A 20,912-nucleotide genomic window follows, 5' to 3' on the forward strand; every position below is an offset into this window, starting at 1 on the left:
CACCTATATGGTTTTTTTTTTTGTGTTTGCTGGGGTTAACCGGGTTTTTTGGCGCGCGCCCCGGCGTTTCCCGGGGGGGGGGCCCCCCCCCCCCCCCCCGGGGGGGGGCGCCCCCCCCCGTCCGCGTACCCCTCAGTACTTCCCAGCGCCCCCGAAGGGCAGGGATTTCGGCATTCCGGGCCGCTTCTCACGGGTAGGGGGCGCGCAACGTCGAACAAGCGTGTAGCTTCCGGGGGATGAAGGGTCGGGGGGCCCGCGGGGAAGTGGGGGGTTGCTATGGGTGTGCGGCTCATGGTGGTCGACGATCACCGACTGCTCGCCGAGGCACTCGCCTCGGCACTGAAGTTGCGCGGGCACCGGGTGCTCGCTGCCGCCGCGCCCGCCGCGGGGGCGGCGGAACTGGTCATCAGCAGGGCCCCGGAGGTCTGCCTCCTGGGTACGGCGACGCCTGCCGAGCCGGGCATGTTCGACCCGGTCGTGAAGATCAAGCGGGAGCGGCCGCAGGTGGCGGTCGTGGTGCTCGGACCGGTGCCGAATCCGCGCGGCATCGCCGCCGCGTTCGCCTCCGGCGCGTCCGGTTACGTACGCCATGACGAGCGCATCGAAGGAGTGGAGCGCGCCATCATGAAGGCGCGCGCCGGGGAGGCCGCCGTGGCGCCCCAGCTGTTGCAGGGTGCCTTCAGCGAGCTGCTCAATCCGGCCGCGCAGCCCGACGACGAGGGGCAGCGGCTCCTCCAGATGCTGACGCCCCGCGAGGTCGAGGTCCTGGTGCGGGTCGCGGACGGCGAAGACACTCGGCTGATCGCCGCCGGGATGGGGATAGCGCCCAGCACGGCGCGTACGCATGTGCAGCGGGTCCTGATGAAACTGGGCGTCGGCTCACGCCTGGAGGCCGCCGCGCTCGCGGCGCGCACGGGCCTCCTGGAGCGCGCCGAGCGCCCCGCGACGATGTACGCGAACAGCGCGGACATGCCGGCGGGGCCCGAGTCACCGCGGTGAACCCGGGCCCCGCACGGGACGTCAGTCGCTCTCCGGCTCCTGTGCGGGCGCGATGGTCGGGCGCAGCCACATCCACCCGAGGAAGAAGAGCCCGAGGGCGAGCATGCCGAGGCCCGTCCACAGGTTGATGTTGATGTCCTCGGCCTTCTTCAGGTCGGCGTCGGACGCGGTGATCCCGGCGATCGTCACGATGACTCCGTAGACGACGAACAGGCCGCCGATGATGCGCCGGATGTCGAAGAGGCGGGCCGCCGTCGCGGACTTGGCCTCCAGGTCGGAGACGTGCTTGTGCAGGTCGGACATGTCTTCGGTCCTCCGATCGGGGGCTAGAGCGAGTACGGCAGGTAGCAGGCCGCGGCGAGGACGACGGCGCCCCAGCCGAGCAGGGCCGGCTTGCGGTACCAGGCGTCGTCGCCCGCCTCCGCACCCTCGTCGTCGGCGCCCTCCAGGCCCGGGGACGCCGTGCCGTAGACCAGACCGGCCAGTTCGGCCTCCGGCTTGGGCGCGGTGAAGAGCGTGACGACGACCATCACGACGGCGCCCGCGACGAAGCCGACGATCGCGGAGACGAAGTTGGCGCCCTGGTCGGTCGGGATGTCGATGACGCCCTGCTTGTAGATCCAGAAGTAGTTGACCATCGCCGCGGTGGTGCCCGCGACCAGGCCCCACACACCGGATTTCATCGAGGCGCGCTTCCAGAACATGCCGATGATGAAGACCACGAACATCGGGACGTTGAAGAAGGAGAAGAGGGTCTGGAGGTACCCCATGATGTTCGAGAACGACGAGGCGATGAACGCCGTGCCGATCGAGGCGAGCACACCGATCGCGGTGATGAGGCGGCCGAAGTTCAGGTAGTAGCCGTCCTCGCGGCCCTTGACCACGTACTTCGCCCAGATGTCGTACGTGAACACGGTGTTGAAGGACGACACGTTCGCCGCCATGCCCGCCATGAACGCGGCGAGCAGACCGGTCACCGCGATGCCGAGCACGCCGTTGGGCAGCAACTCCTGCATCAGGTACGGGATCGCGTCGTTGTACGTCAGGTCGGAGCCCGGCGTGCCGATCTTCGGCACGAGGACGGCGGCGACCAGGCCCGGGATCATCACCAGGAAGACGATGAAGATCTTCGGGAAGGCGGCGATCAGCGGGGTGCGCTGGGCGGCGGAGAGGTTCTTCGCGGACAGGGCGCGCTGCACCTCGGCGAAGTTGGTCGTCCAGTAGCCGAAGGAGAGCACGAAGCCGAGGCCGAGGATGATCGTCAGCCAGTTGGCGCCGAGCGGGTTGGCGTCACCGATGCCCGTACCGCCCCAGGCGGTCATGAAGTTGTCGCCGTGCCGGCTCTCGATGGAGCCGGTGAGGCCGTCCCAGCCGCCGACCTTCTTCAGGCCGATGACGCAGATGGGTATCAGCGCGGCGAGGATCACGAAGAACTGCAGGACCTCGTTGTAGATCGCCGAGGAGAGACCGCCGATGGTGATGTACGCGAGCACGAAGAGCCCCGCGACGACGATCGCCACCCACTGCGGCCAGCCGAGCAGCGCCTCGACGACGATCGACAGGGCGTAGAGGTTCACGCCCGCGATGAGGATCGCCGCGAAGGCGAAGAGCGCCGAGCTGAGCAGGTGCGCCGACTTGTCGAAGCGCTGGAGCAGGAACTCGGGGACGGAGCGGACCTTGCTGCGGTAGTAGAACGGCATCATGACCAGGCCGAGGAAGACCATGGCCGGGATGGCGCCGATCCAGTACCAGTGGACGACCGCGACGCCGTACTGCGCGCCGGTGGCGGCCATGCCGAGGATCTCGGTGGCGCCCAGGTTCGCGGCGACGAAGGCGAGACCGGTGACCCAGGCGGGCAGGGAGCGGCCCGAGAGAAAGAAGTCGAGGCTGGTCTTCACGGAGCGCCGGGCTGCGAAGCCGATGCCGAGGACCACGGCGAAGTAGATGGCCAGGATCGCGTAGTCGAGGCCGTTGGTGGGCAGCCGAAGCCCCTCGGCCAGGGTTGTTGTGGGGGACTGCATGTGAACTCGCTTCGTTGCGCGAACGGATCAGACCGGAACCTACGCCTCTCACTTCAATAACTGAACAGTTCTGTTGGTGTTCTTTGTTTGATTGTGATCGTTGACGTTCCTGTTGGCTTGTGGTTTGTTATGTTCGGTTCTGTTGGGTAGGTGGTGAGGAGCCCCGGACGTGAAGAAGACCTCGACCTGTCTCGCCGACGGTCGTGAGCTCATCTACTACGACGTACGCGACGACGCCGTGCGCGACGCCGTCGACCGGCGCCCGCTCGCGCCCGTCGCCACCACATCGGAGGTGCGCAAGGACGCCCTGCTCGGCGACTCCGTGGCCATCGCGTCCCACCGCCAGGGCCGCACCTACCACCCGCCGGCCGACGAGTGCCCGCTCTGCCCCTCCGCCGGGGACCGGCTCAGCGAGATCCCCGACTCCGCGTACGACGTCGTGGTCTTCGAGAACCGCTTCCCCTCGCTCGCGGGCGACGCGGGCCGCTGCGAGGTCGTCTGCTTCACCTCCGACCATGACGCGTCCTTCGCGGACCTCACCCCCGAACAGGCCGGACTCGTCCTGGAGGCCTGGACCGACCGCACCGCCGAGCTCTCCCACCTGCCCTCCGTCGAGCAGGTCTTCTGCTTCGAGAACCGCGGCGCCGAGATCGGCGTGACCCTCGGCCATCCGCACGGGCAGATCTACGCGTACCCCTTCGTCACCCCGCGCACGGACCTGATGCTCCGCTCGCTCGCCGCGTTCAAGGAGGCGTCGGGCGGCCACAACCTCTTCGACGACATCGTCGCCAAGGAGAGCGCGGGGGGGCGGGTCGTCCTGGAGGGCGAGCACTGGACCGCCTTCGTGCCGTACGCCGCGCACTGGCCCTACGAGGTGCACCTCTACCCCAAGCGCCGGGTGCCCGACCTGCTCGGGCTCGACGAGGCGGCGCGCACAGAGTTTCCACAGATCTACCTGGAACTCTTGAGGCGCTTCGACCGGATCTTCGACGAGTCGGGGGAGTCACCCACCCCCTACATCTCCGCCTGGCACCAGGCACCGTTCGGCACCCTCGACGGATATGAGGGGATCAATCGTGATGATTTCGCCCTGCACCTCGAACTTTTCACGATTCGCCGCACTTCGGGCAAGCTGAAGTTCCTCGCGGGTTCCGAATCCGGCATGAGCGTGTTCATCAACGACGTGCCGCCGGAAGCCGCGGCCCAGCGACTGCGAGAGGTAGCGAGTTCATGAGCGGTAAGTACCTGGTCACCGGTGGAGCGGGCTACGTGGGCAGTGTGGTGGCCCAGCACCTGATCGAGGCCGGGCACGAGGTGACGGTCCTCGACAACCTCTCGACCGGCTTCCGCGAGGGCGTTCCCTCGGGTGCGGCCTTCATCGAGGGCGACATCCGCGATGCCGCCAAGTGGCTGGACTCCTCGTACGACGCCGTGCTGCACTTCGCCGCCTTCTCCCAGGTCGGCGAGTCCGTCGTGAAGCCCGAGAAGTACTGGGACAACAACGTCGGCGGCACGATGGCGCTGCTCGCCGCGATGCGCGACGCGGACGTGCGCAGGCTCGTCTTCTCCTCCACGGCCGCGACGTACGGCGAGCCCGTGAACACCCCCATCACGGAGACCGACCCGACCGCCCCCACCTCCCCCTACGGCGCCTCCAAGCTCGCCGTCGACCACATGATCACCGGCGAGGCCGCCGCGCACGGCCTGGCCGCCGTCTCGCTGCGCTACTTCAACGTGGCGGGCGCGTTCGGCGACTGCGGCGAGCGCCACGACCCCGAGTCGCACCTCATTCCGCTCGTCCTCCAGGTCGCGCAGGGCAGGCGCGAGGCGATCAGCGTCTTCGGCGACGACTACCCGACCCCCGACGGGACCTGCGTCCGCGACTACATCCACGTCGCCGACCTCGCCGAGGCGCACCTCCTCGCCGTCGAGGCCGCCACCCCCGGCGAGCACCTCATCTGCAACCTCGGCAACGGCAACGGCTTCTCCGTCCGCGAGGTCATCGAGACCGTCCGCCGGGTCACCGGGCACCCCATCCCCGAGGTGGTGGCGCCGCGCCGCGGCGGCGACCCGGCGGTCCTCGTCGCCTCCGCCGCCACCGCGCGCGAGAAGCTCGGCTGGAACCCGTCCCGCGCGGACCTCGCGGGCATCGTCGCCGACGCGTGGGCGTTCGCCCAGCGATAACCGTGATTGAGGGATAACCGATGGACGTAGTGGCGCAGTTCGCGGAGCTGTACGGATACGAGGCGGAGGGGGTCTGGTCGGCCCCCGGCCGGGTCAACCTCATCGGCGAGTACACCGACTTCAACGAGGGCTTCGTGCTGCCGCTCGCGCTGCCGCACACCGCGGTCGCGGCGGTGGCGCGCCGCACCGACGGCGTCCTGCGGCTCCACTCCGCCGACATCGACGCGCCGGTCGCCGAACTGCGCGTGGCCGACCTGACACCCCTGTCGCAGTACGGGCAGGGCGGCTGGGCCGCCTACCCGGCCGGTGTGGTGTGGGCGCTGCGGGAGGCGGGCCACGACGTCTCCGGGGGCGCCGACCTCCACCTCGCCTCGACCGTGCCGACCGGCGCGGGCCTGTCCTCGTCGGCCGCCCTGGAGGTCGTGACGGCACTGGCCCTGAACGACCTGTACGAACTCGGCCTGTCCGCGCCCGAGTTGGCGGTCCTCGCTCAACGCGCCGAGAACGCCTTCGTCGGCGTGCCGTGCGGCGTGATGGATCAGATGGCCTCCGCGTGCGCCACGGAGGGCCACGCCCTGCACCTGGACTGCCGTGACCTCTCCATACGCCAGGTCCCCTTCGACCTGGCGGCCCACGGCCTGCGGCTCCTGGTCGTCGACTCCCGCGTGAAGCACGCCCTCGGGGACGGCGCCTACGCGGAGCGGCGCGCCGGCTGCGAGGCGGGCGCGCGGGCGCTCGGAGTCTCGCACCTGCGCGACATCCCATACGCCGAACTGGACTCGGTGTTGGCTCAGTTGACGGACGACAAGGTCCGCCGCTACGTCCGCCACGTCGTGTCCGACGACCACCGCGTCGAGCAGGTCATCGCCCTCCTCGACGCCGGCGACGTCCGCGCCATCGGCCCCGTCCTCACCGAGGGCCACACCTCGCTCCGCGACGACCTGCGCATCTCCTGCCCGGAGCTGGACCTCGTGGTGACCTCCGCGAACGCGGCGGGCGCGCTCGGCGCCCGGATGACCGGCGGCGGCTTCGGCGGCTCGGCGGTCGTCCTGGTGGAGTCCGCGGACGAGGACACGGTGACGAAGTCGGTCCTGGAGGCCTTCGCCGCGGCGGGCTTCACGACACCGAGGGTGTTCCCGGCGGTGGCGTCGGCGGGGGCGCGCCGGGAGAGCTAGCTAGCCCAGCCGCTTGGTGAGCGTGAACTCCTTGACGCCCTCCGGGTAGTCGGGGATTACGCTCACCAGCTCGTAGCCGCGGTTCCGGTAGAAGCCCGGGGCCTGGAAGTCCCATGTCTCCACACGGGAGTTGAGGCAGTCGCGGTCCTCGCGGGCCATCCGCTCGGCCTCCGCGAGGAGGCGCGAGCCCAGGCCCGCGCCGCGGTGGCGGTCGTCGACCCAGAGGTAATTCACGTGCAGCCAGCGGGCCCAGGTGTGGGCGGCGAGGCCCGCCGCGAGGGCGCCGGCCTCGTCCAACGCCCAGACCGCCAGGGGGACTTCAAGGTCATCCTGGGTCCCGCGCAGGGCGCGGAGCTCGGGAGACGCCGCCGTGTTCGTCTCGCGCAGCCGCGAACGAAGCAGACCCAGCCGCTCTCTGTCGACTCCCGTCTCCATACGAAACATACGGCTCACCATAAACGCGTCGGCCAATCAGTTCTGCAAATCTCCTTCCGCTTCCGGCGTCCGGCCCTACTCTGAAGGGCAGTGCCGGTGGGGGCCGGCACTGATCAGGGGGCGAGACAGTCGGGTACGACGCCCGGCGTGGGGGTGGCGGTCACTGCACGGCGGCGGCCGTGCGACCGCGTCGACCCCCGCACCGGGCGCCGTACCCGCACCAGCCGTTCTCCGATGACGGGGTATCCCCTGCTCCTTGCAGGAGCGTGGGGAAGGGGGTTTCTGTGGTTCGTATCCGAGTTCTGGTCGTCGACGACCACCGCATCTTCGCCGAGTCGCTGGCCGCCGCGCTCGCGGCCGAGCCCGACGTCGACGTGTCCGCGGCCGGCAGCGGTCCCGCCGCGCTGCGCTGCCTGGAGCGGGCGGTCACCGAGGGCCGCAGATACGACGTGCTGCTCGTCGACGCCGACCTCGGCAGCACCGCGAGCGCCCTCCAGAACACCAGGCCCGCCGTCCCCGTCCAGGAGGGCAACGCCGACGGGCTCGTCGACGGTATCTCCCTGGTCGCCGGCGTCCGCTCGGGCCAGCCCGCCGTGCGCACCGTCGTGCTCGCCGAGAAGGACGACCCGCGCCGCGCGGCCCTCGCCCTCCAGGCCGGTGCCTCCGGCTGGGTCGCCAAGGACTGTTCCCTGTCCCGGCTGCTCACGGTCATACGTGGGGTACTACGGGACGAGACCCATCTGCCGCCCGCCCTGCTCACCGGCGTCCTGCGCGAGCTCACCGCCGCCCGCAAGCACCGCACCGAGTCCGAGCGCCTCGTGGAGTCCCTGACCCCGCGCGAGCGCGAGGTGCTGCGCTGCATGGTGGCGGGCTTGGGCCGCAAGGCCGTCGCCGAGCGCCTGTACCTCTCCCCGCACACCGTGCGTACGCACATGCAGAACGTGCTGGGGAAGCTGGGTGTCCACTCCACCCTCGCCGCTGTGGCGCTCGCCCGGCGCGCGGGCGTCGGACCGGCCGACCTAGCCGGGGATGTTGTCGAACGGGGCGGTCAACTGGCGTAGCAGCCCGGCCAGTTCACCTCGCTGGGCGCGGGAGAGCTCGGCGAGGATCGCCCGCTCCTGCTCCAGGAGTCCGGCCAGGGCCTGGTCCGCGCGGTCCCGGCCCTCCGCGGTGAGGCGCACGAGGACGCCGCGCCGGTCGCTCGGGTCGGGCAGGCGCTCGACGAGGCCCTTCTTCGCGAGGCGGTCGATGCGGTTGGTCATCGTGCCGGACGTCACGAGCGTCTGGGTCAGGAGCTGGCCGGGGGAGAGCTGGTAGGGCGCGCCCGCGCGCCGCAGCGACGTCAGGACGTCGAACTCCCACGGCTCCAGGTTGTGCTCCGAGAAGGCGAGTCTGCGGGCCCGGTCCAGGTGCCGCGCGAGCCTGCTCACGCGGCTGAGTACCTCGAGTGGTTCCACGTCGAGGTCAGGGCGCTCCCGGCGCCACGCTGCGACCAGCCGATCGACCTCGTCCTCCATGACGATCAGTGTAGGGGGTCTGTCGACGTGAAGTCTCTTGACGTCAAGATATCCGGGCGTTCAGGATGGGTTCAGGATGGCGACAGACCCCGTCACCCGAGGAGGCCCGCACCATGCCCGCAGCCGCCCCGACCTGGGATCCGCAGCAGTACCTGCGCCACGCCGGCCACCGGTCCCGCCCCTTCCTCGACCTGCTCGCCCGGGTGCCGGAACTTCCTGCCGCCGACCGGCCGCCCCGCGTCGCCGACCTCGGCTGCGGCCCGGGCAACGCCACCCGGCTCCTCGCCGACCGCTGGCCCACCGCGCACATCACCGGCTTCGACAACTCCCCGGAGATGCTGGCCCGGGCGGACGAGCTGGCGGGCCCCACGGTGGGCGGCGGCCGCCTCGACTTCGCCCCCGCCGACGCGACGGACTGGACGCCGCCCCCCGGCACGTACGACCTGATCCTCTCCAACGCCACCCTGCAGTGGGTGCCGGGCCACTCCGACTCATTCCCGGCATGGATCGCGGCCCTCACCCCCGGCGGCACGTTCGCCTTCCAGGTCCCCGGCAACTTCGACGCCCCCAGCCACGTACTGATGCGCGACCTCGCCGCGTCCCCCCGCTGGCGCGACCGCCTCGGCGACGTCCTGCGCCACGGGGACGCGGTACTCCCGCCGGGGGCGTACCTGGAACGCCTCGCGGACCTCGGCTGCGAGGTCGACGCCTGGGAGACGACGTACCAGCACCTCCTCCAGGGCGCCGACCCCGCCCTCGACTGGGTCAAGGGCACGGGCCTGCGCCCGGTCCTGACAGCCCTTGCGGACGACCGGGGGGCGACCGAGGCGTTCCTCGCGGAGTACGCCGAGCTGCTGCGCGTGGCCTACCCGAGGACCACTCACGGCACGGTCTTCCCGTTCCGGCGGGTGTTCGCGGTCGCCCGCAAGGCGGGTGACGCCTGATGCTCACGGCCGTCGACCACGTCCAGCTGGCGGCCCCGCCGGGCAGTGAGCCGGAGCTGCGCGCGTACTACTGCGGGGTGCTCGGCATGCGGGAGGTGCCGAAGCCGCCGGTGCTCGCGGCCCGCGGCGGGTGCTGGTTCGAGGCGGGCGGGGTACGCCTGCACCTGGGGATCGAGGACGACTTCCGGCCCGCGCGGAAGGCCCACCCCGGGCTGCGGGTCACCGGCATCGAGGCGTACGCGCGACGGCTCGCGGCCCGGGGAGCGCAGGTCGTCTGGGACGACGACCTCCCCGGGCACCACCGCTTCTACTCGGAGGACCCGGTGGGCAACCGCTTGGAATTCCTGGAGCCGGACGAGGAGTGACGGCGGCGACGTCAGCTCTTACGGTGGCCTATCAGACGAGGCTTCGGCTCCAGCCCGTCCAGCCCGTGCCACGCCAGATTCACCAGATGCGCCGCCACCTCCGCCTTCTTCGGCTTGCGCGCGTCCAGCCACCACTGGCCCGTCAGCGCGACCATGCCGACCAGCGCCTGCGCGTACAGCGGCGCCAGCTTCTGGTCGAAGCCGCGGCCCTTGAACTCCTGGCCCAGGATGTCCTCCACCTGCGTGGCGATGTCCGAGATCAGGGAGGCGAAGGTGCCCGTGGACTGGGCCACGGGAGAGTCGCGGACGAGGATGCGGAAGCCGTCCGTATACGTCTCGATGTAGTCGAGGAGGGCGAACGCCGCCTGTTCGAGGAGTTCCCGGGGGTGCCCGGCGGTGAGCGCCCCCGTCACCATGTCCAGGAGCTGCCGCATCTCGCGGTCCACCACGACCGCGTACAGCCCCTCCTTGCCGCCGAAGTGCTCGTACACGACGGGCTTGGAGACGCCGGCCTTCGCGGCGATCTCCTCCACCGACGTGCCCTCGAACCCCTTGGCGGCGAACAGCGTGCGACCGATGTCGAGCAGCTGCTCCCGGCGCTCGGCACCCGTCATCCGGGTCCGGCGGGTGCGCCGGGGCTGCTTCTCTTTGCCGGCAGGGCCTGAATTGCTGGAGTCGGTCGCCACGTCGTCCATCATGCCGCGTCAGCGGCCTGCGGCCGGCGGCGGGAGTCGATGCGCGCCTTCGACGGCCACCGCACGTCGTACGCCCAGCCGAGCCGCTCGCACCAGCGGATGATCCGCGCCGACGAATCGATCTGCCCCTTCATCACGCCGTGCCGCGCCGACGTCGGGTCGGCGTGGTGGAGGTTGTGCCAGGACTCGCCGCAGGACAGCACCGCGAGCCACCACACGTTGCCCGAGCGGTCACGCGACTTGAAGGGGCGCTTGCCCACCGCGTGGCAGATCGAGTTGATCGACCACGTGACGTGGTGCAGCAGCGAGACGCGGACCAGCGAGCCCCAGAAGAACGCCGTGAACGCGCCCCACCACGACATGGTGACAAGGCCGCCGACCAGCGGCGGGATGGCCAGTGACACGACCGTCCACATCAGGAACTGCCGCGAGATCCGGCGGATCGCCGGGTCCTTGACCAGGTCCGGCGCGTACTTCTCCTGCGACGTCCGCTCCTCGTCGAACATCCAGCCGATGTGCGCCCACCACAGCCCCTTCATCAGGGCCGGCACCGTCTCGCCGAAACGCCACGGGGAGTGCGGGTCGCCGTCCGCGTCGGAGAACTTGTGGTGCTTGCGGTGGTCGGCCACCCAGCGCACCACGGGTCCCTCCACCGCCATCGACCCCGCCACCGCGAGCGCGATCCGCAGCGGCCGCTTCGCCTTGAAGGAGCCGTGCGTGAAGTAGCGGTGGAAGCCGATGGTGATGCCGTGGCACCCCAGGAAGTACATGAAGACGAGCAGGCCGAGGTCCAGCCAGCTCACCCCCCAGCCCCAGGCCAGCGGCACCGCCGCGACCAGGGCGAGGAACGGGACGGTGATGAAGAGGAGCAGGGCGACCTGTTCGAGCGAGCGCTTCCGCTCGCCGCCCAGCGTCGCCGGGACCACCGGATCGGCCGATCCGGTGGCCCGCGGAGCGTCTTCGATCACATCGGAGTCGGAGTACGCATCGGAGGTTGTCGTCATGGGCACGTCCCCTATGGGGTCGAGGGCTGAGGTGGGAGCAGTGCACGGGCACGGTTCCTGCAACGGCTGCGATACCACGTTACCTACGGTTCCGTAACCTACGGCGACGTAAGTATGGCAGTGCGGAGCTCCTGGGCAAGAGCCCGCGAGCTCCGTGCCCCAAGTGACACCTATCCTTGGACACGGTCGGACAGCGCGGTCCGCTCTGTATCTCCCCGGTTTCCCACCGGAACCCCTCCCAGTCTTGAAGCGCTTCAACACTGCAAGGAGCCGCACCTGTGAGCAGTGCCGACGACCAGGGCCAGCAGGCCACAAGCACCGCCAGCACCGAGCTGCGCGCCGACATCCGCCGCCTCGGCGACCTGCTCGGCGAGACCCTCGTACGCCAAGAGGGTCCCGAACTCCTCGAACTGGTCGAAAAGGTCCGCCGTCTGACGCGCGAGGACGGCGAGGCCGCCGCCAAGCTCCTCGGCGGCACGGAGCTGGAGACCGCGGCCAAGCTCGTCCGCGCCTTCTCCACCTACTTCCATCTGGCGAACGTCACCGAGCAGGTCCACCGCGGCCGCGAGCTGCGCGCCCGGCGCGCCGCCGAGGGCGGTCTCCTCGCCCGCACCGCCGACCGCCTCAAGGACGCCGACCCCGAGCACCTGCGCCAGACCGTGCAGCACCTCAACGTGCGCCCCGTCTTCACCGCGCACCCCACCGAGGCCGCCCGCCGCTCCGTGCTGAACAAGCTCCGCCGCGTCGCCGAGCTCCTGGAGACCCCGGTCATCGAGTCCGACCGGCGCCGCCACGACACCCGACTGGCGGAGAACATCGACCTCGTCTGGCAGACCGACGAACTCCGCGTCGTCCGCCCCGAGCCCGCCGACGAGGCCCGCAACGCCATCTACTACCTCGACGAGCTGCACGCCGGCGCCGTCGGGGACGTACTGGAAGACCTCACCGCCGAACTGGAGCGCGTCGGCGTCCAGCTCCCCGAAGGCACCCGGCCCCTCAGCTTCGGCACCTGGATCGGCGGCGACCGCGACGGCAACCCGAACGTGACCCCGCAGGTCACCTGGGACGTCCTGATCCTCCAGCACGAGCACGGCATCAACGACGCGCTCGACATGATCGACGAGCTCCGCGGCTTCCTCTCCAACTCCATCCGCTACACCGGAGCCACCGACGAGCTCAGGGCCTCCCTCCAGAGCGACCTGGAGCGGCTGCCCGAGATCAGCCCCCGCTACAAGCGCCTCAACGCCGAGGAGCCCTACCGCCTCAAGGCCACCTGCATCCGGCAGAAGCTGGAGAACACCAAGCAGCGCCTGGCCAAGGGCACCCCGCACGAGCCGGGCCGCGACTACCTCGGCACGAGCGAGCTCCTTGCGGACCTCACCCTCATCCAGACCTCGCTGCGCGAGCACAAGGGCGCCCTCTTCGCCGACGGCCGGATGAACCGCACCATCCGCACGCTGGCCGCCTTCGGCCTCCAGCTCGCCACCATGGACGTACGCGAGCACGCGGACGCCCACCACCACGCCCTCGGCCAGCTCTTCGACCGCCTCGGCGAGGAGTCCTGGCGGTACGCGGACATGCCCCGCGAGTACCGGCAGAAGCTCCTCGCCAAGGAGCTCAGGTCCCGGCGCCCCCTCGGCCCCTCCCCGGCCCCCGTGGACGCCGCCGGCGAGAAGACCCTCGGCGTCTTCCTCACCGTCAAGAGGGCCCTCGAAGTCTTCGGACCCGAGGTCATCGAGTCGTACATCATCTCGATGTGCCAGGGCGCCGACGACGTGTTCGCGGCCGCCGTCCTCGCCCGCGAGGCCGGACTCATCGACCTGCACGCCGGCTGGGCGAAGATCGGCATCGTGCCGCTCCTGGAGACCACCGACGAGCTGCGCGCCGCCGACGTCATCCTCGACGAGATGCTCGCCGACCCGTCGTACCGGCGTCTGGTCGCGCTCCGCGGTGACGTGCAGGAAGTCATGCTCGGGTACTCGGACTCGTCCAAGTTCGGCGGCATCACGACGAGCCAGTGGGAGATCCACCGCGCCCAGCGGCGCCTGCGTGACGTCGCGCACCGCTACGGCGTCCGGCTGCGCCTCTTCCACGGCCGCGGCGGCACCGTCGGCCGCGGCGGCGGCCCCTCCCACGACGCGATCCTCGCCCAGCCCTGGGGCACCCTGGAGGGCGAGATCAAGGTGACCGAGCAGGGCGAGGTCATCTCCGACAAGTACCTGGTGCCTTCGCTGGCGAGGGAGAACCTGGAGCTGACGGTCGCGGCAACGCTGCAGGCCTCCGCCCTGCACACCGCCCCCCGCCAGTCCGACGAGGCCCTCGCCCGCTGGGACGCCGCGATGGACGTCGTCTCGGACGCCGCGCACTCCGCGTACCGGCGCCTCGTCGAGGACCCGGACCTGCCGACGTACTTCCTCGCGTCGACCCCGGTCGACCAGCTCGCCGACCTGCACCTCGGCTCCCGGCCGTCGCGGCGCCCCGGCTCGGGCGTCTCGCTCGACGGCCTGCGCGCCATCCCGTGGGTCTTCGGCTGGACCCAGTCCCGGCAGATCGTGCCCGGCTGGTTCGGCGTCGGCTCGGGCCTGAAGGCCCTGCGCGAGGCCGGCCTGGACACCGTCCTCGACGAGATGCACGAGCACTGGCACTTCTTCCGCAACTTCCTCTCCAACGTCGAGATGACGCTCGCGAAGACGGACCTGCGGATCGCCAGGCACTACGTCGACACGCTCGTGCCGGACGAGCTCAAGCACGTCTTCGACACGATCGAGGAGGAGCACGAGCTGACGGTGCGCGAGGTGCTGCGCATCACCGGCAGCGACGAGCTCCTCGGGTCCCACCCGGCGCTCCAGCAGACCTTCGCGATCCGTGACGCCTATCTGGACCCGATCTCGTATCTTCAGGTCGCGCTGCTGAAGCGGCAGCGGGATGCGGCTGCCGCGGGGGAGGAGCCTGATCCGTTGCTCGGGCGGGCGTTGCTTCTCACCGTCAACGGGGTGGCGGCTGGGCTGCGTAACACCGGCTGAGCTGCCCTCGGCTCATGTGACAGGGCCCCGCGCCACTTGGGTGGTGCGGGGCCCTGTTTGTGTCTCGGCTGCGGGCTCGTCGTGGCTGGTCGCGCAGTTCCCCGCGCCCCTGGGCGGCACCGGCTTGCCCGGCGACGCAGTGTGAGCGTCCTCAGGAGTTGTACGTGCTCTGGGCTCGTTCCAAGCCCTCGATGATCAGAGCCTCCGCCGCGTCGGCCGCTCGGTCCACGAAGTAGTCGAGTTCCTTGCGTTCCGTCGCGGAGAAGTCCTTCAGGACGAAGTCCGCGACCTGCATCCGGCCCGGCGGGCGGCCGATGCCGAAGCGCACGCGGTGGTAGTCGGGGCCCATCGCCTTCGTCATCGACTTGAGGCCGTTGTGGCCGTTGTCGCCGCCGCCCAGCTTCAGCCGCAGCGTGCCGTAGTCGATGTCCAGCTCGTCGTGGACGGCGACGATGTGCTCGGTCGGGACCTTGTAGAAGTCGCGGAGCGCCGTCACCGGGCCGCCGGAGACGTTCATGTACGACATCGGCTTCACGAGGATCACCCGGCGGTTCGCGGGGCCGGGCGGACCGATGCGGCCCTCGACCACCTGCGCCTGGGCCTTGCCGGCCCGCTTGAACTTGGCGCCCATGCGGTGCGCGAGCAGATCGGCCACCATGAAGCCCACGTTGTGCCGGTTCATGGCGTAGTCGGGGCCCGGGTTGCCGAGGCCCGCGATCAGCCAGGGCGCGCTGGCGTCGGTCGTCACGTGCATGTCTCCTTCATACGCGCGTCACTGCCTGATACACGGCAGCCGCCGCCCCCCGAGGGAGCGGCGGCTGCCGTGCCGAATGTGCGTCGCGAGGCTCAGGCCTCGGCGGCGGCGTCGCCCTCGGCACCCTCGGCCGGGGCCTCCTCGGCCTGCGCGGAGAGGATCTGCAGGACGACGGTGTCGTCCTCGACGGCCAGCGTGGAGCCGGCGGGCAGCGGGATGTCCTTGGCGAGGACCGCGTCGCCGGCGTCCAGACCCGCGATGGAGACGGTGACCGACTCCGGGATGTGGGTGGCCTCGGCCTCGACCGGGAGGGTGTTCAGGACGTGCTCGAGCAGGTTGTTGCCCGGCGCCAGGTCGCCCTCGGTGTGGACGGGGATCTCGACGGTGACCTTCTCGCCGCGCTTCACGATGAGCAGGTCGACGTGCTCGAGGATGCCGATGCGCAGGGCGTCACGCTGGACGGCCTTCGGGATGACGAGCTCGCTGCGGCCGTCGATGTCCAGGTTGATCAGGACGTTCGAGGTCTTCAGCGCCATCAGGGTGTCGTGGTGCGGAAGGGCGATGTGGACCGGGTCCATGCCGTGGCCGTAGACGACGGCGGGCAGCTTGTCGGCGCGACGCAGACGACGGGCGGCACCCTTGCCGAACTCGGTACGGGTCTCGGCGGTGATCTTCACCTCGGACATGTGCACTCCTCGTATATGCAGTGACGGAAAAAGAGTCGGTCACCCGGCCACGAACGGCCTGCTACGAAGAGCGCGTCGATAACGGACAGCCGCACAGAAAAGTGCGGCCTCCCTCGCCGAGCAACTTCAGCAGTCTACTCGGCGACGGAGGCCGCACCAAAAGGATCTTCTACCGCGCTCTTCTACTGCTCGTCGAAGAGGCTCGTCACCGAACCGTCCTCGAAGACCTCACGCACCGCGTTCGCGATCGTCGGCGCGATCGAGAGCACCGTGATCTTGTCGATCTCCAGCTCGCCCGGCGTCGGCAGCGTGTCCGTGAACACGAACTCGCTCACCTTCGAGTTCTTCAGACGGTCCGCGGCGGGGCCCGAGAGCACACCGTGCGTGGCCGTCACGATGACGTCCTCCGCGCCGTGCGCGAACAGCGCGTCGGCGGCGGCGCAGATGGTGCCACCCGTGTCGATCATGTCGTCGACCAGGACGCAGACGCGGCCCTCCACCTCACCGACGACCTCGTGCACGGTGACCTGGTTGGCGACGTCCTTGTCGCGGCGCTTGTGCACGATGGCGAGGGGGGCGCCGAGGCGGTCGCACCAGCGGTCGGCGACGCGCACGCGGCCGGCGTCCGGGGAGACCACGGTCAGCTTCGAGCGGTCGACCTTCGCGCCCACGTAGTCCGCGAGGATCGGCAGGGCGAAGAGGTGGTCGACCGGGCCGTCGAAGAAGCCCTGGATCTGGTCCGTGTGCAGGTCGACCGTGAGAATGCGGTCCGCGCCCGCCGTCTTCATCAGGTCCGCGACCAGACGCGCCGAGATCGGTTCACGCCCACGGTGCTTCTTGTCCTGTCGCGCGTAACCGTAGAACGGCACGATGACGGTGATGGAGCGGGCCGACGCGCGCTTCAGCGCGTCGATCATGATCAGCTGCTCCATGATCCACTTGTTGATCGGAGCGGTGTGGCTCTGGATCAGGAAGCAGTCGGCGCCGCGCGCCGACTCCTGGTAGCGGACGTAGATCTCACCGTTGGCGAAATCGAAGGCCTTCGTCGGCACGATGCCGACACCCAGCTTGTGTGCGACCTCCTCGGCCAACTCGGGGTGGGCGCGGCCGGAGAAGAGCATCAGCTTCTTCTCGCCGGTCGTCTTGATCCCGGTCACAGCACTGTCTCCTCAGAGAGTTCTTCCCGCTGCCGTACTCACGCGTCCCGGTGCGTCGAGTCGGCCGAATGTGCACTATCACGGTACGCCGTGTCAGACGCACCTGTTTCCGGTCAGCTTTCGCCGGCCGGCTCCCGGGACGCCGCCTCCGCCGCCTTCGCGGCCGCGCTCCCCGGACGCTTACGGGCCACCCAGCCCTCGATATTCCGCTGCTGGCCCCGGGCGACGGCCAGCGAACCGGCCGGCACGTCCTTCGTGATCACGGACCCGGCGGCGGTGTACGCGCCGTCCCCGACCGTGACAGGAGCCACAAACATGTTGTCCGAACCCGTACGGCAGTGGGACCCCACCGTCGTGTGGTGCTTCGCCTCGCCGTCGTAGTTCACGAAGACGCTCGCGGCACCGATGTTGGAGTACTCGCCGATGGTCGCGTCGCCCACGTACGACAGGTGGGGCACCTTCGACCCCTCGCCGATCGTCGCGTTCTTCATCTCCACATACGTACCCGCCTTGGACTTGGTCCCAAGCCGGGTGCCGGGGCGCAGATACGCGAACGGGCCGACGCTCGCCCGCTCGCCGATCTCCGCGCTGTCCGCCACGCTGTTGTCGACCCGGGCGCCCGCGCCCACCGTGGTGTCCTTCAGCCGCGTGTTGGGGCCCACTTCGGCGCCCTTGCCCACGTGCGTGACGCCGTGCAGCTGCGTCCCCGGGTGCACGACCGCGTCCCGCTCGAAGGTGACCGTGGCGTCCACCCACGTCGAGGCGGGGTCGACGACGGTGACGCCGGCCAGCATGGCCTCCGTCAGGAGCCGGTCGTTGAACGTCCGGCGCGCCTGCGCCAGTTGGACGCGGTTGTTGATGCCCGCGATCTCCTCGTGGTCGTCCGCCACGGCGGCGCCCACCCGGTGCCCGGCCTCGCGCAGGATGCCGAGGACGTCCGTCAGGTACTCCTCGCCCTGGCTGTTGTCCGTGCGCACCTTGCCGAGCGCCTCCGCGAGGAGCCGGCCGTCGAAGGCGAAGACGCCCGAGTTGATCTCGCGGATCGCGTGCTGGGACTCGGTGGCGTCCTTGTGCTCGACGATCGCCGTGACGGCACCGTTCGCACTGTCGCGCACGATGCGGCCGTAGCCGGTCGCGTCCGGCACCTCGGCGGTCAGCACGGTCACGGCGTTGCCGTCGTCGCTGTGCACGGCGGCGAGCTTGCGCAGCGTCGCGCCGGTGAGGAGCGGGGTGTCGCCGCAGACCACCACGACGGTGCCGTCGACCGGGCCGCCGAGCTCTTCCAGGGCGATGCGGACGGCGTGCCCCGTGCCGTTCTGCTCGGCCTGGTAGGCGGTGCGTACCTGCGGCGCGACGGCGCCCAGGTGCTCCCTCACCTGCTCGCTCTGGAAGCCGACGACGGTGACGAGCTGCTCGGGCGAGAGCGCGGAGGCGGCGTGGAGCACGTGCCCGATGAGGGAACGGCCACAGATCTCGTGCAGGACCTTGGGCAGGTCCGACTTCATACGGGTGCCCTCACCCGCTGCGAGGACGACGACGGCTGCCGGGCAGGTTGCGCTCACGGGGATGCCCTTCGGCTTCGGATGGGTTGGGGTTCCTCTGGAGGAGGACATCCGCAGGATACCGGGGCGTTGTGGGGTGGAAATGAGGGCGGGTCCCGACCTTGGAGGTCAGGACCCGGAACGGCTGGCTCCCCCGCCAGGACTTGAACCCGGACAGATGGCACCAAAAGCCACAGTGCTGCCAATTACACCACGGGGGAATGAAACGGCTGAACCGGACATTTGGCCAGGTCGCCGAATCGGCACCCAACACTATGCCCCACCGAGTGCCTCCGACGCGACGGTACAACTCCCCGCCGGTGTCGGGGCCGCTCAACCGGAATGCGGACGTCCGGGGCGGAACCGTAAAGGGTTCAACAGTTCGAGGGATACCGGCAGGTTTCGCTTTCGGTCGAACGGGGCGTGTGCTGGATCACCGAGCGGGAAACTCGCCGGAAAACCGGGGCGGAACGCCCGTACGCTGGAAGGCATGACCACGACGGGGGACGACCGCACCACGGCCATGACCGGGCCGTGGTGGTGGGAGCGGTGGCGCGGGGCCGCGCTGGACGCGGGGCTCGGGGTGCTGTCCGCGGCGGAGTGCGGGGCGGAGGGCGTAGCCTTCGCGCGCGACGCGGGACTGCCCGTGCCGGTGGGCGTCGGCTTCGGGGTGCTCGCGGGTGCCGCGCTGCTGATCCGGCGGCGCTGGCCCGTCGCCGTCGTGCTGATATCGATCGCGATCACGCCCGCGCAGATGGGCGTCCTGCTGACGGTCGTCGGCCTCTACACCCTCGCCGCCTCCGAGCTGCCGCGCCGGATCACGGGCGCCCTCGCCGGCATGTCGATGGCGGGGACGCTGGTCGTCGCGCTGGTGCGGGCCAACCAGGACATGGCGGAGGGCAGCCCGTCGATCGGCAGCGAGTTCATCCCGTTCTTCGCGGTGACCGCCGCGATAGGGGTGACCGCGCCGCCCGTACTGCTCGGCCTGTACGTCGGCGCGCGGCGCCGTCTCGTGGAAGGCATGCGGGAGCGGGCCGACAGTCTGGAGCGGGAGCTCCAGCTGCTCGCCGAGCGCGCCGAGGAGCGGGCCGAGTGGGCACGGAACGAGGAGCGGACCCGGATCGCCCGCGAGATGCACGACGTCGTCGCGCACCGGGTGAGCCTGATGGTGGTCCACGCGGCGGCGCTCCAGGCGGTGGCCCGCAAGGACCCGGAGAAAGCCGTGCGGAACGCGGCGCTCGTCGGTGACATGGGCCGGCAGGCGCTCACCGAACTGCGCGAGATGCTGGGGGTGCTGCGGACCGGGGACGGCACGAAGAGCGCGAAGCCCGCCGAGCCGCTGCCGCTCGCCGCGGTGGGGTTCGCTGCTGCCGCGGCGGCGTCACGCGCCGTCGACGAGGACGGCCCGTGTCTGGCGGAGCTGGAGGAGCTGGTGGGCCAGTCGCGGGCGGCGGGCATGGCGGTGGACCTGTCCGTGCAGGGTGAGCCGCGCGACTGCTCGGCCGATGTGGAGCAGACCGCTTACCGGGTGGTGCAGGAGGCGTTGACCAACGTCCATAAGCACGCGGCGGGCGCGAAGACGTACGTACGGCTTGCGTATCGGGGCGCGGAGATCGCCATGCAGGTGGAGAACGAGCCGCCGCCGGAGCCGGACGGAACGGCGGACGCCGCCCGCCTGCCCAGCGGCGGCAACGGCCTGGTGGGAATGAAGGAGCGGGTCACGGGCCTGGGCGGAGTCTTCGTCTCCGGCCCGACGGACGGCGGCGGCTTCCGCGTCTCGGCGGTGCTTCCGGCGGCGGCCGTGGTGGCGGGCTAGGCGTACGTGGGCGGCGTACCCCGTTCTAGAGGTGCGCGGTCGCCGACAGGCGGATGGGCTGGGCGCCGGTGATGAGGGTCGCGAGGGCCTGGTCCAGGTGGGCGCCGAGGAACCAGTCGCCGCTGTGATCGAGGCTGTAGACGCGGCCCTCGATGTCGATGGCAAGGAGCGCCTGGTTGTCGGGTTCCTCGCCGATGGGGCACACCTCCGTGCCGAGGGCGCGGCCCAGGTCGCCGAGGGTGCGGGCGAGGTGGAGCCCGTACATGGGATCGAGGTGTGCGGTGGCGGGCGCTATCTGACGGCCGGGCCCCTGCGGGGTGATGTGCAGGCCGCCGAACTCCGCCCACGCCTCGACGGCCGCGGGGAAGACGGTGTGCCGGTGGCCGGCCGGTGAGGTGTGGCGGCGCAGGGCGTCGGCCCAGATCTCGGCCTGCTTTATGTCCCAGCGCCCGGGGCGCCAGCCGGCCGCGCGCAGGGCGGCGTCGACGGGGACGGGGAAGCGTGTGCTGCCGCCGGCGGCGGACGTGGCCGTGGCGGGGTGTTCGGGGTGCATCGGGTGGCCCTCGTTCGGTCGTGGGGGCGGTGGTGCGGGCGGT

At 70.5% G+C, this 20,912-nt stretch carries 20 protein-coding genes and 1 tRNA gene; 9 read left to right on the plus strand and 12 right to left on the minus strand.

What is annotated here, in order from left to right:
* Nucleotides 1–276 precede the first annotated feature (276 nt).
* Nucleotides 277–999, plus strand: coding sequence for a LuxR C-terminal-related transcriptional regulator (locus tag ACI2L3_RS09700; RefSeq protein WP_404751768.1), 723 nt, complete (start codon nucleotides 277–279; stop codon nucleotides 997–999).
* 21 nt (nucleotides 1,000–1,020) lie between these two features.
* On the opposite strand, the gene ACI2L3_RS09705 is transcribed toward ACI2L3_RS09700, so the two are convergent.
* Together ACI2L3_RS09705 and ACI2L3_RS09710 are read right to left on the minus strand one after the other, a co-directional pair.
* Nucleotides 1,021–1,302, minus strand: a complete 282-nt coding sequence (locus tag ACI2L3_RS09705; RefSeq protein ID WP_404751769.1) for a hypothetical protein — start codon at nucleotides 1,300–1,302, stop codon at nucleotides 1,021–1,023.
* 23 nt (nucleotides 1,303–1,325) lie between these two features.
* Nucleotides 1,326–3,020: a sodium:solute symporter family protein gene (locus ACI2L3_RS09710; protein ID WP_404751770.1), complete on the minus strand. Its 1,695-nt coding sequence runs from the start codon at nucleotides 3,018–3,020 to the stop codon at nucleotides 1,326–1,328.
* A 169-nt stretch (nucleotides 3,021–3,189) separates the two neighbouring features.
* On the opposite strand from ACI2L3_RS09710, the gene galT reads away from it, so the two are divergent.
* The 3 genes from galT to galK are packed head-to-tail and all read left to right on the plus strand — an operon-like array spanning nucleotide 3,190 to nucleotide 6,379.
* Nucleotides 3,190–4,254, plus strand: a complete 1,065-nt coding sequence (gene galT, locus ACI2L3_RS09715; protein WP_404751771.1) for a galactose-1-phosphate uridylyltransferase — start codon at nucleotides 3,190–3,192, stop codon at nucleotides 4,252–4,254.
* A complete protein-coding gene (gene galE, locus ACI2L3_RS09720) occupies nucleotides 4,251–5,204 on the plus strand; it encodes a UDP-glucose 4-epimerase GalE (RefSeq protein WP_404751772.1) in 954 nt (317 codons plus the stop codon). Before galT ends, galE begins: the two co-directional genes overlap by 4 nt.
* Nucleotides 5,205–5,224: 20 nt before the next feature.
* Entirely contained in the window at nucleotides 5,225–6,379 is a 1,155-nt protein-coding gene (gene galK, locus ACI2L3_RS09725) for a galactokinase (protein WP_404751773.1), read from the plus strand.
* Here galK and ACI2L3_RS09730 read toward each other — a convergent pair whose 3' ends face one another.
* Nucleotides 6,380–6,835 carry a GNAT family N-acetyltransferase gene (locus ACI2L3_RS09730; RefSeq protein ID WP_404751933.1) on the minus strand — a complete coding sequence of 152 codons (456 nt, stop codon included), beginning with the start codon at nucleotides 6,833–6,835 and terminating at the stop codon, nucleotides 6,380–6,382.
* A 263-nt stretch (nucleotides 6,836–7,098) separates the two neighbouring features.
* Between ACI2L3_RS09730 and ACI2L3_RS09735 the strand changes: the two genes are divergently transcribed.
* On the plus strand, nucleotides 7,099–7,875 hold the full coding sequence (locus ACI2L3_RS09735) for a LuxR C-terminal-related transcriptional regulator (RefSeq protein WP_404751774.1): 777 nt from the start codon (nucleotides 7,099–7,101) through the stop codon (nucleotides 7,873–7,875).
* Here the strand turns inward: ACI2L3_RS09735 and tamR are convergent.
* Nucleotides 7,834–8,331, minus strand: coding sequence for a MarR family transcriptional regulator TamR (gene tamR, locus ACI2L3_RS09740; RefSeq protein WP_362376856.1), 498 nt, complete (start codon nucleotides 8,329–8,331; stop codon nucleotides 7,834–7,836). The genes ACI2L3_RS09735 and tamR overlap by 42 nt on opposite strands.
* Before the next feature lie 113 nt (nucleotides 8,332–8,444).
* Between tamR and ACI2L3_RS09745 the strand changes: the two genes are divergently transcribed.
* Together ACI2L3_RS09745 and ACI2L3_RS09750 are read left to right on the plus strand one after the other, a co-directional pair.
* Complete coding sequence (locus tag ACI2L3_RS09745; protein WP_404751775.1) at nucleotides 8,445–9,275, plus strand: trans-aconitate 2-methyltransferase; 831 nt, start codon at nucleotides 8,445–8,447, stop codon at nucleotides 9,273–9,275.
* On the plus strand, nucleotides 9,275–9,640 hold the full coding sequence (locus ACI2L3_RS09750) for a VOC family protein (RefSeq protein ID WP_404751776.1): 366 nt from the start codon (nucleotides 9,275–9,277) through the stop codon (nucleotides 9,638–9,640). Before ACI2L3_RS09745 ends, ACI2L3_RS09750 begins: the two co-directional genes overlap by 1 nt.
* A gap of 11 nt (nucleotides 9,641–9,651) precedes the next feature.
* On the opposite strand, the gene ACI2L3_RS09755 is transcribed toward ACI2L3_RS09750, so the two are convergent.
* Together ACI2L3_RS09755 and ACI2L3_RS09760 are read right to left on the minus strand one after the other, a co-directional pair.
* Entirely contained in the window at nucleotides 9,652–10,338 is a 687-nt protein-coding gene (locus ACI2L3_RS09755; RefSeq protein ID WP_404751777.1) for a TetR/AcrR family transcriptional regulator, read from the minus strand.
* A complete protein-coding gene (locus ACI2L3_RS09760) occupies nucleotides 10,335–11,339 on the minus strand; it encodes an acyl-CoA desaturase (RefSeq protein WP_404751778.1) in 1,005 nt (334 codons plus the stop codon). The genes ACI2L3_RS09755 and ACI2L3_RS09760 overlap by 4 nt, the downstream gene beginning before the upstream one ends.
* 278 nt (nucleotides 11,340–11,617) lie before the next feature.
* Here ACI2L3_RS09760 and ppc point away from each other — a divergent pair, with 278 nt between their 5' ends.
* Nucleotides 11,618–14,362, plus strand: a complete 2,745-nt coding sequence (gene ppc, locus ACI2L3_RS09765) for a phosphoenolpyruvate carboxylase (protein ID WP_404751779.1) — start codon at nucleotides 11,618–11,620, stop codon at nucleotides 14,360–14,362.
* Nucleotides 14,363–14,513: 151 nt separating this feature from the next.
* Here the strand turns inward: ppc and pth are convergent, their stop codons facing one another.
* From pth to ACI2L3_RS09790, 5 genes are all read right to left on the minus strand, one after another.
* Nucleotides 14,514–15,116 carry an aminoacyl-tRNA hydrolase gene (gene pth / locus ACI2L3_RS09770; protein WP_404751780.1) on the minus strand — a complete coding sequence of 201 codons (603 nt, stop codon included), beginning with the start codon at nucleotides 15,114–15,116 and terminating at the stop codon, nucleotides 14,514–14,516.
* A gap of 92 nt (nucleotides 15,117–15,208) precedes the next feature.
* Nucleotides 15,209–15,802: a 50S ribosomal protein L25/general stress protein Ctc gene (locus ACI2L3_RS09775; RefSeq protein ID WP_362998572.1), complete on the minus strand. Its 594-nt coding sequence runs from the start codon at nucleotides 15,800–15,802 to the stop codon at nucleotides 15,209–15,211.
* A gap of 182 nt (nucleotides 15,803–15,984) precedes the next feature.
* Entirely contained in the window at nucleotides 15,985–16,959 is a 975-nt protein-coding gene (locus tag ACI2L3_RS09780; protein WP_404751781.1) for a ribose-phosphate diphosphokinase, read from the minus strand.
* Between the two features lie 113 nt (nucleotides 16,960–17,072).
* Nucleotides 17,073–18,521, minus strand: coding sequence for a bifunctional UDP-N-acetylglucosamine diphosphorylase/glucosamine-1-phosphate N-acetyltransferase GlmU (gene glmU / locus ACI2L3_RS09785; protein WP_404751782.1), 1,449 nt, complete (start codon nucleotides 18,519–18,521; stop codon nucleotides 17,073–17,075).
* A gap of 125 nt (nucleotides 18,522–18,646) precedes the next feature.
* Nucleotides 18,647–18,721 (minus strand) — tRNA-Gln (locus ACI2L3_RS09790).
* A 269-nt stretch (nucleotides 18,722–18,990) separates the two neighbouring features.
* Between ACI2L3_RS09790 and ACI2L3_RS09795 the strand changes: the two genes are divergently transcribed.
* Nucleotides 18,991–20,316: a sensor histidine kinase gene (locus tag ACI2L3_RS09795; protein WP_404751783.1), complete on the plus strand. Its 1,326-nt coding sequence runs from the start codon at nucleotides 18,991–18,993 to the stop codon at nucleotides 20,314–20,316.
* 25 nt (nucleotides 20,317–20,341) lie between these two features.
* On the opposite strand, the gene ACI2L3_RS09800 is transcribed toward ACI2L3_RS09795, so the two are convergent.
* Nucleotides 20,342–20,869 carry an SUKH-3 domain-containing protein gene (locus tag ACI2L3_RS09800; protein WP_404751784.1) on the minus strand — a complete coding sequence of 176 codons (528 nt, stop codon included), beginning with the start codon at nucleotides 20,867–20,869 and terminating at the stop codon, nucleotides 20,342–20,344.
* Nucleotides 20,870–20,912: the final 43 nt, after the last annotated feature.

The sequence above is a fragment of the Streptomyces sp. NPDC029674 genome (assembly GCF_044903205.1).
In the GTDB taxonomy this organism is placed as follows: domain Bacteria; phylum Actinomycetota; class Actinomycetes; order Streptomycetales; family Streptomycetaceae; genus Streptomyces.

Excerpts from the sequence above, each read along its gene's own strand:
- ACI2L3_RS09700 (WP_404751768.1), top strand. The coding sequence starts at position 277 with ATGGGTGTGCGGCTCATGGTGGTCGACGATCACCGACTGCTCGCCGAG.
- ACI2L3_RS09705 (WP_404751769.1), bottom strand. The coding sequence starts at position 1,302 with ATGTCCGACCTGCACAAGCACGTCTCCGACCTGGAGGCCAAGTCCGCG.
- ACI2L3_RS09710 (WP_404751770.1), bottom strand. The coding sequence starts at position 3,020 with ATGCAGTCCCCCACAACAACCCTGGCCGAGGGGCTTCGGCTGCCCACC.
- galE (WP_404751772.1), top strand. The coding sequence starts at position 4,251 with ATGAGCGGTAAGTACCTGGTCACCGGTGGAGCGGGCTACGTGGGCAGT.
- galK (WP_404751773.1), top strand. The coding sequence starts at position 5,225 with ATGGACGTAGTGGCGCAGTTCGCGGAGCTGTACGGATACGAGGCGGAG.
- ACI2L3_RS09730 (WP_404751933.1), bottom strand. The coding sequence starts at position 6,835 with ATGGTGAGCCGTATGTTTCGTATGGAGACGGGAGTCGACAGAGAGCGG.
- tamR (WP_362376856.1), bottom strand. The coding sequence starts at position 8,331 with ATGGAGGACGAGGTCGATCGGCTGGTCGCAGCGTGGCGCCGGGAGCGC.
- ACI2L3_RS09745 (WP_404751775.1), top strand. The coding sequence starts at position 8,445 with ATGCCCGCAGCCGCCCCGACCTGGGATCCGCAGCAGTACCTGCGCCAC.
- ACI2L3_RS09750 (WP_404751776.1), top strand. The coding sequence starts at position 9,275 with ATGCTCACGGCCGTCGACCACGTCCAGCTGGCGGCCCCGCCGGGCAGT.
- ACI2L3_RS09755 (WP_404751777.1), bottom strand. The coding sequence starts at position 10,338 with ATGATGGACGACGTGGCGACCGACTCCAGCAATTCAGGCCCTGCCGGC.
- ACI2L3_RS09760 (WP_404751778.1), bottom strand. The coding sequence starts at position 11,339 with ATGACGACAACCTCCGATGCGTACTCCGACTCCGATGTGATCGAAGAC.
- pth (WP_404751780.1), bottom strand. The coding sequence starts at position 15,116 with ATGCACGTGACGACCGACGCCAGCGCGCCCTGGCTGATCGCGGGCCTC.
- ACI2L3_RS09775 (WP_362998572.1), bottom strand. The coding sequence starts at position 15,802 with ATGTCCGAGGTGAAGATCACCGCCGAGACCCGTACCGAGTTCGGCAAG.
- ACI2L3_RS09795 (WP_404751783.1), top strand. The coding sequence starts at position 18,991 with ATGACCACGACGGGGGACGACCGCACCACGGCCATGACCGGGCCGTGG.
- ACI2L3_RS09800 (WP_404751784.1), bottom strand. The coding sequence starts at position 20,869 with ATGCACCCCGAACACCCCGCCACGGCCACGTCCGCCGCCGGCGGCAGC.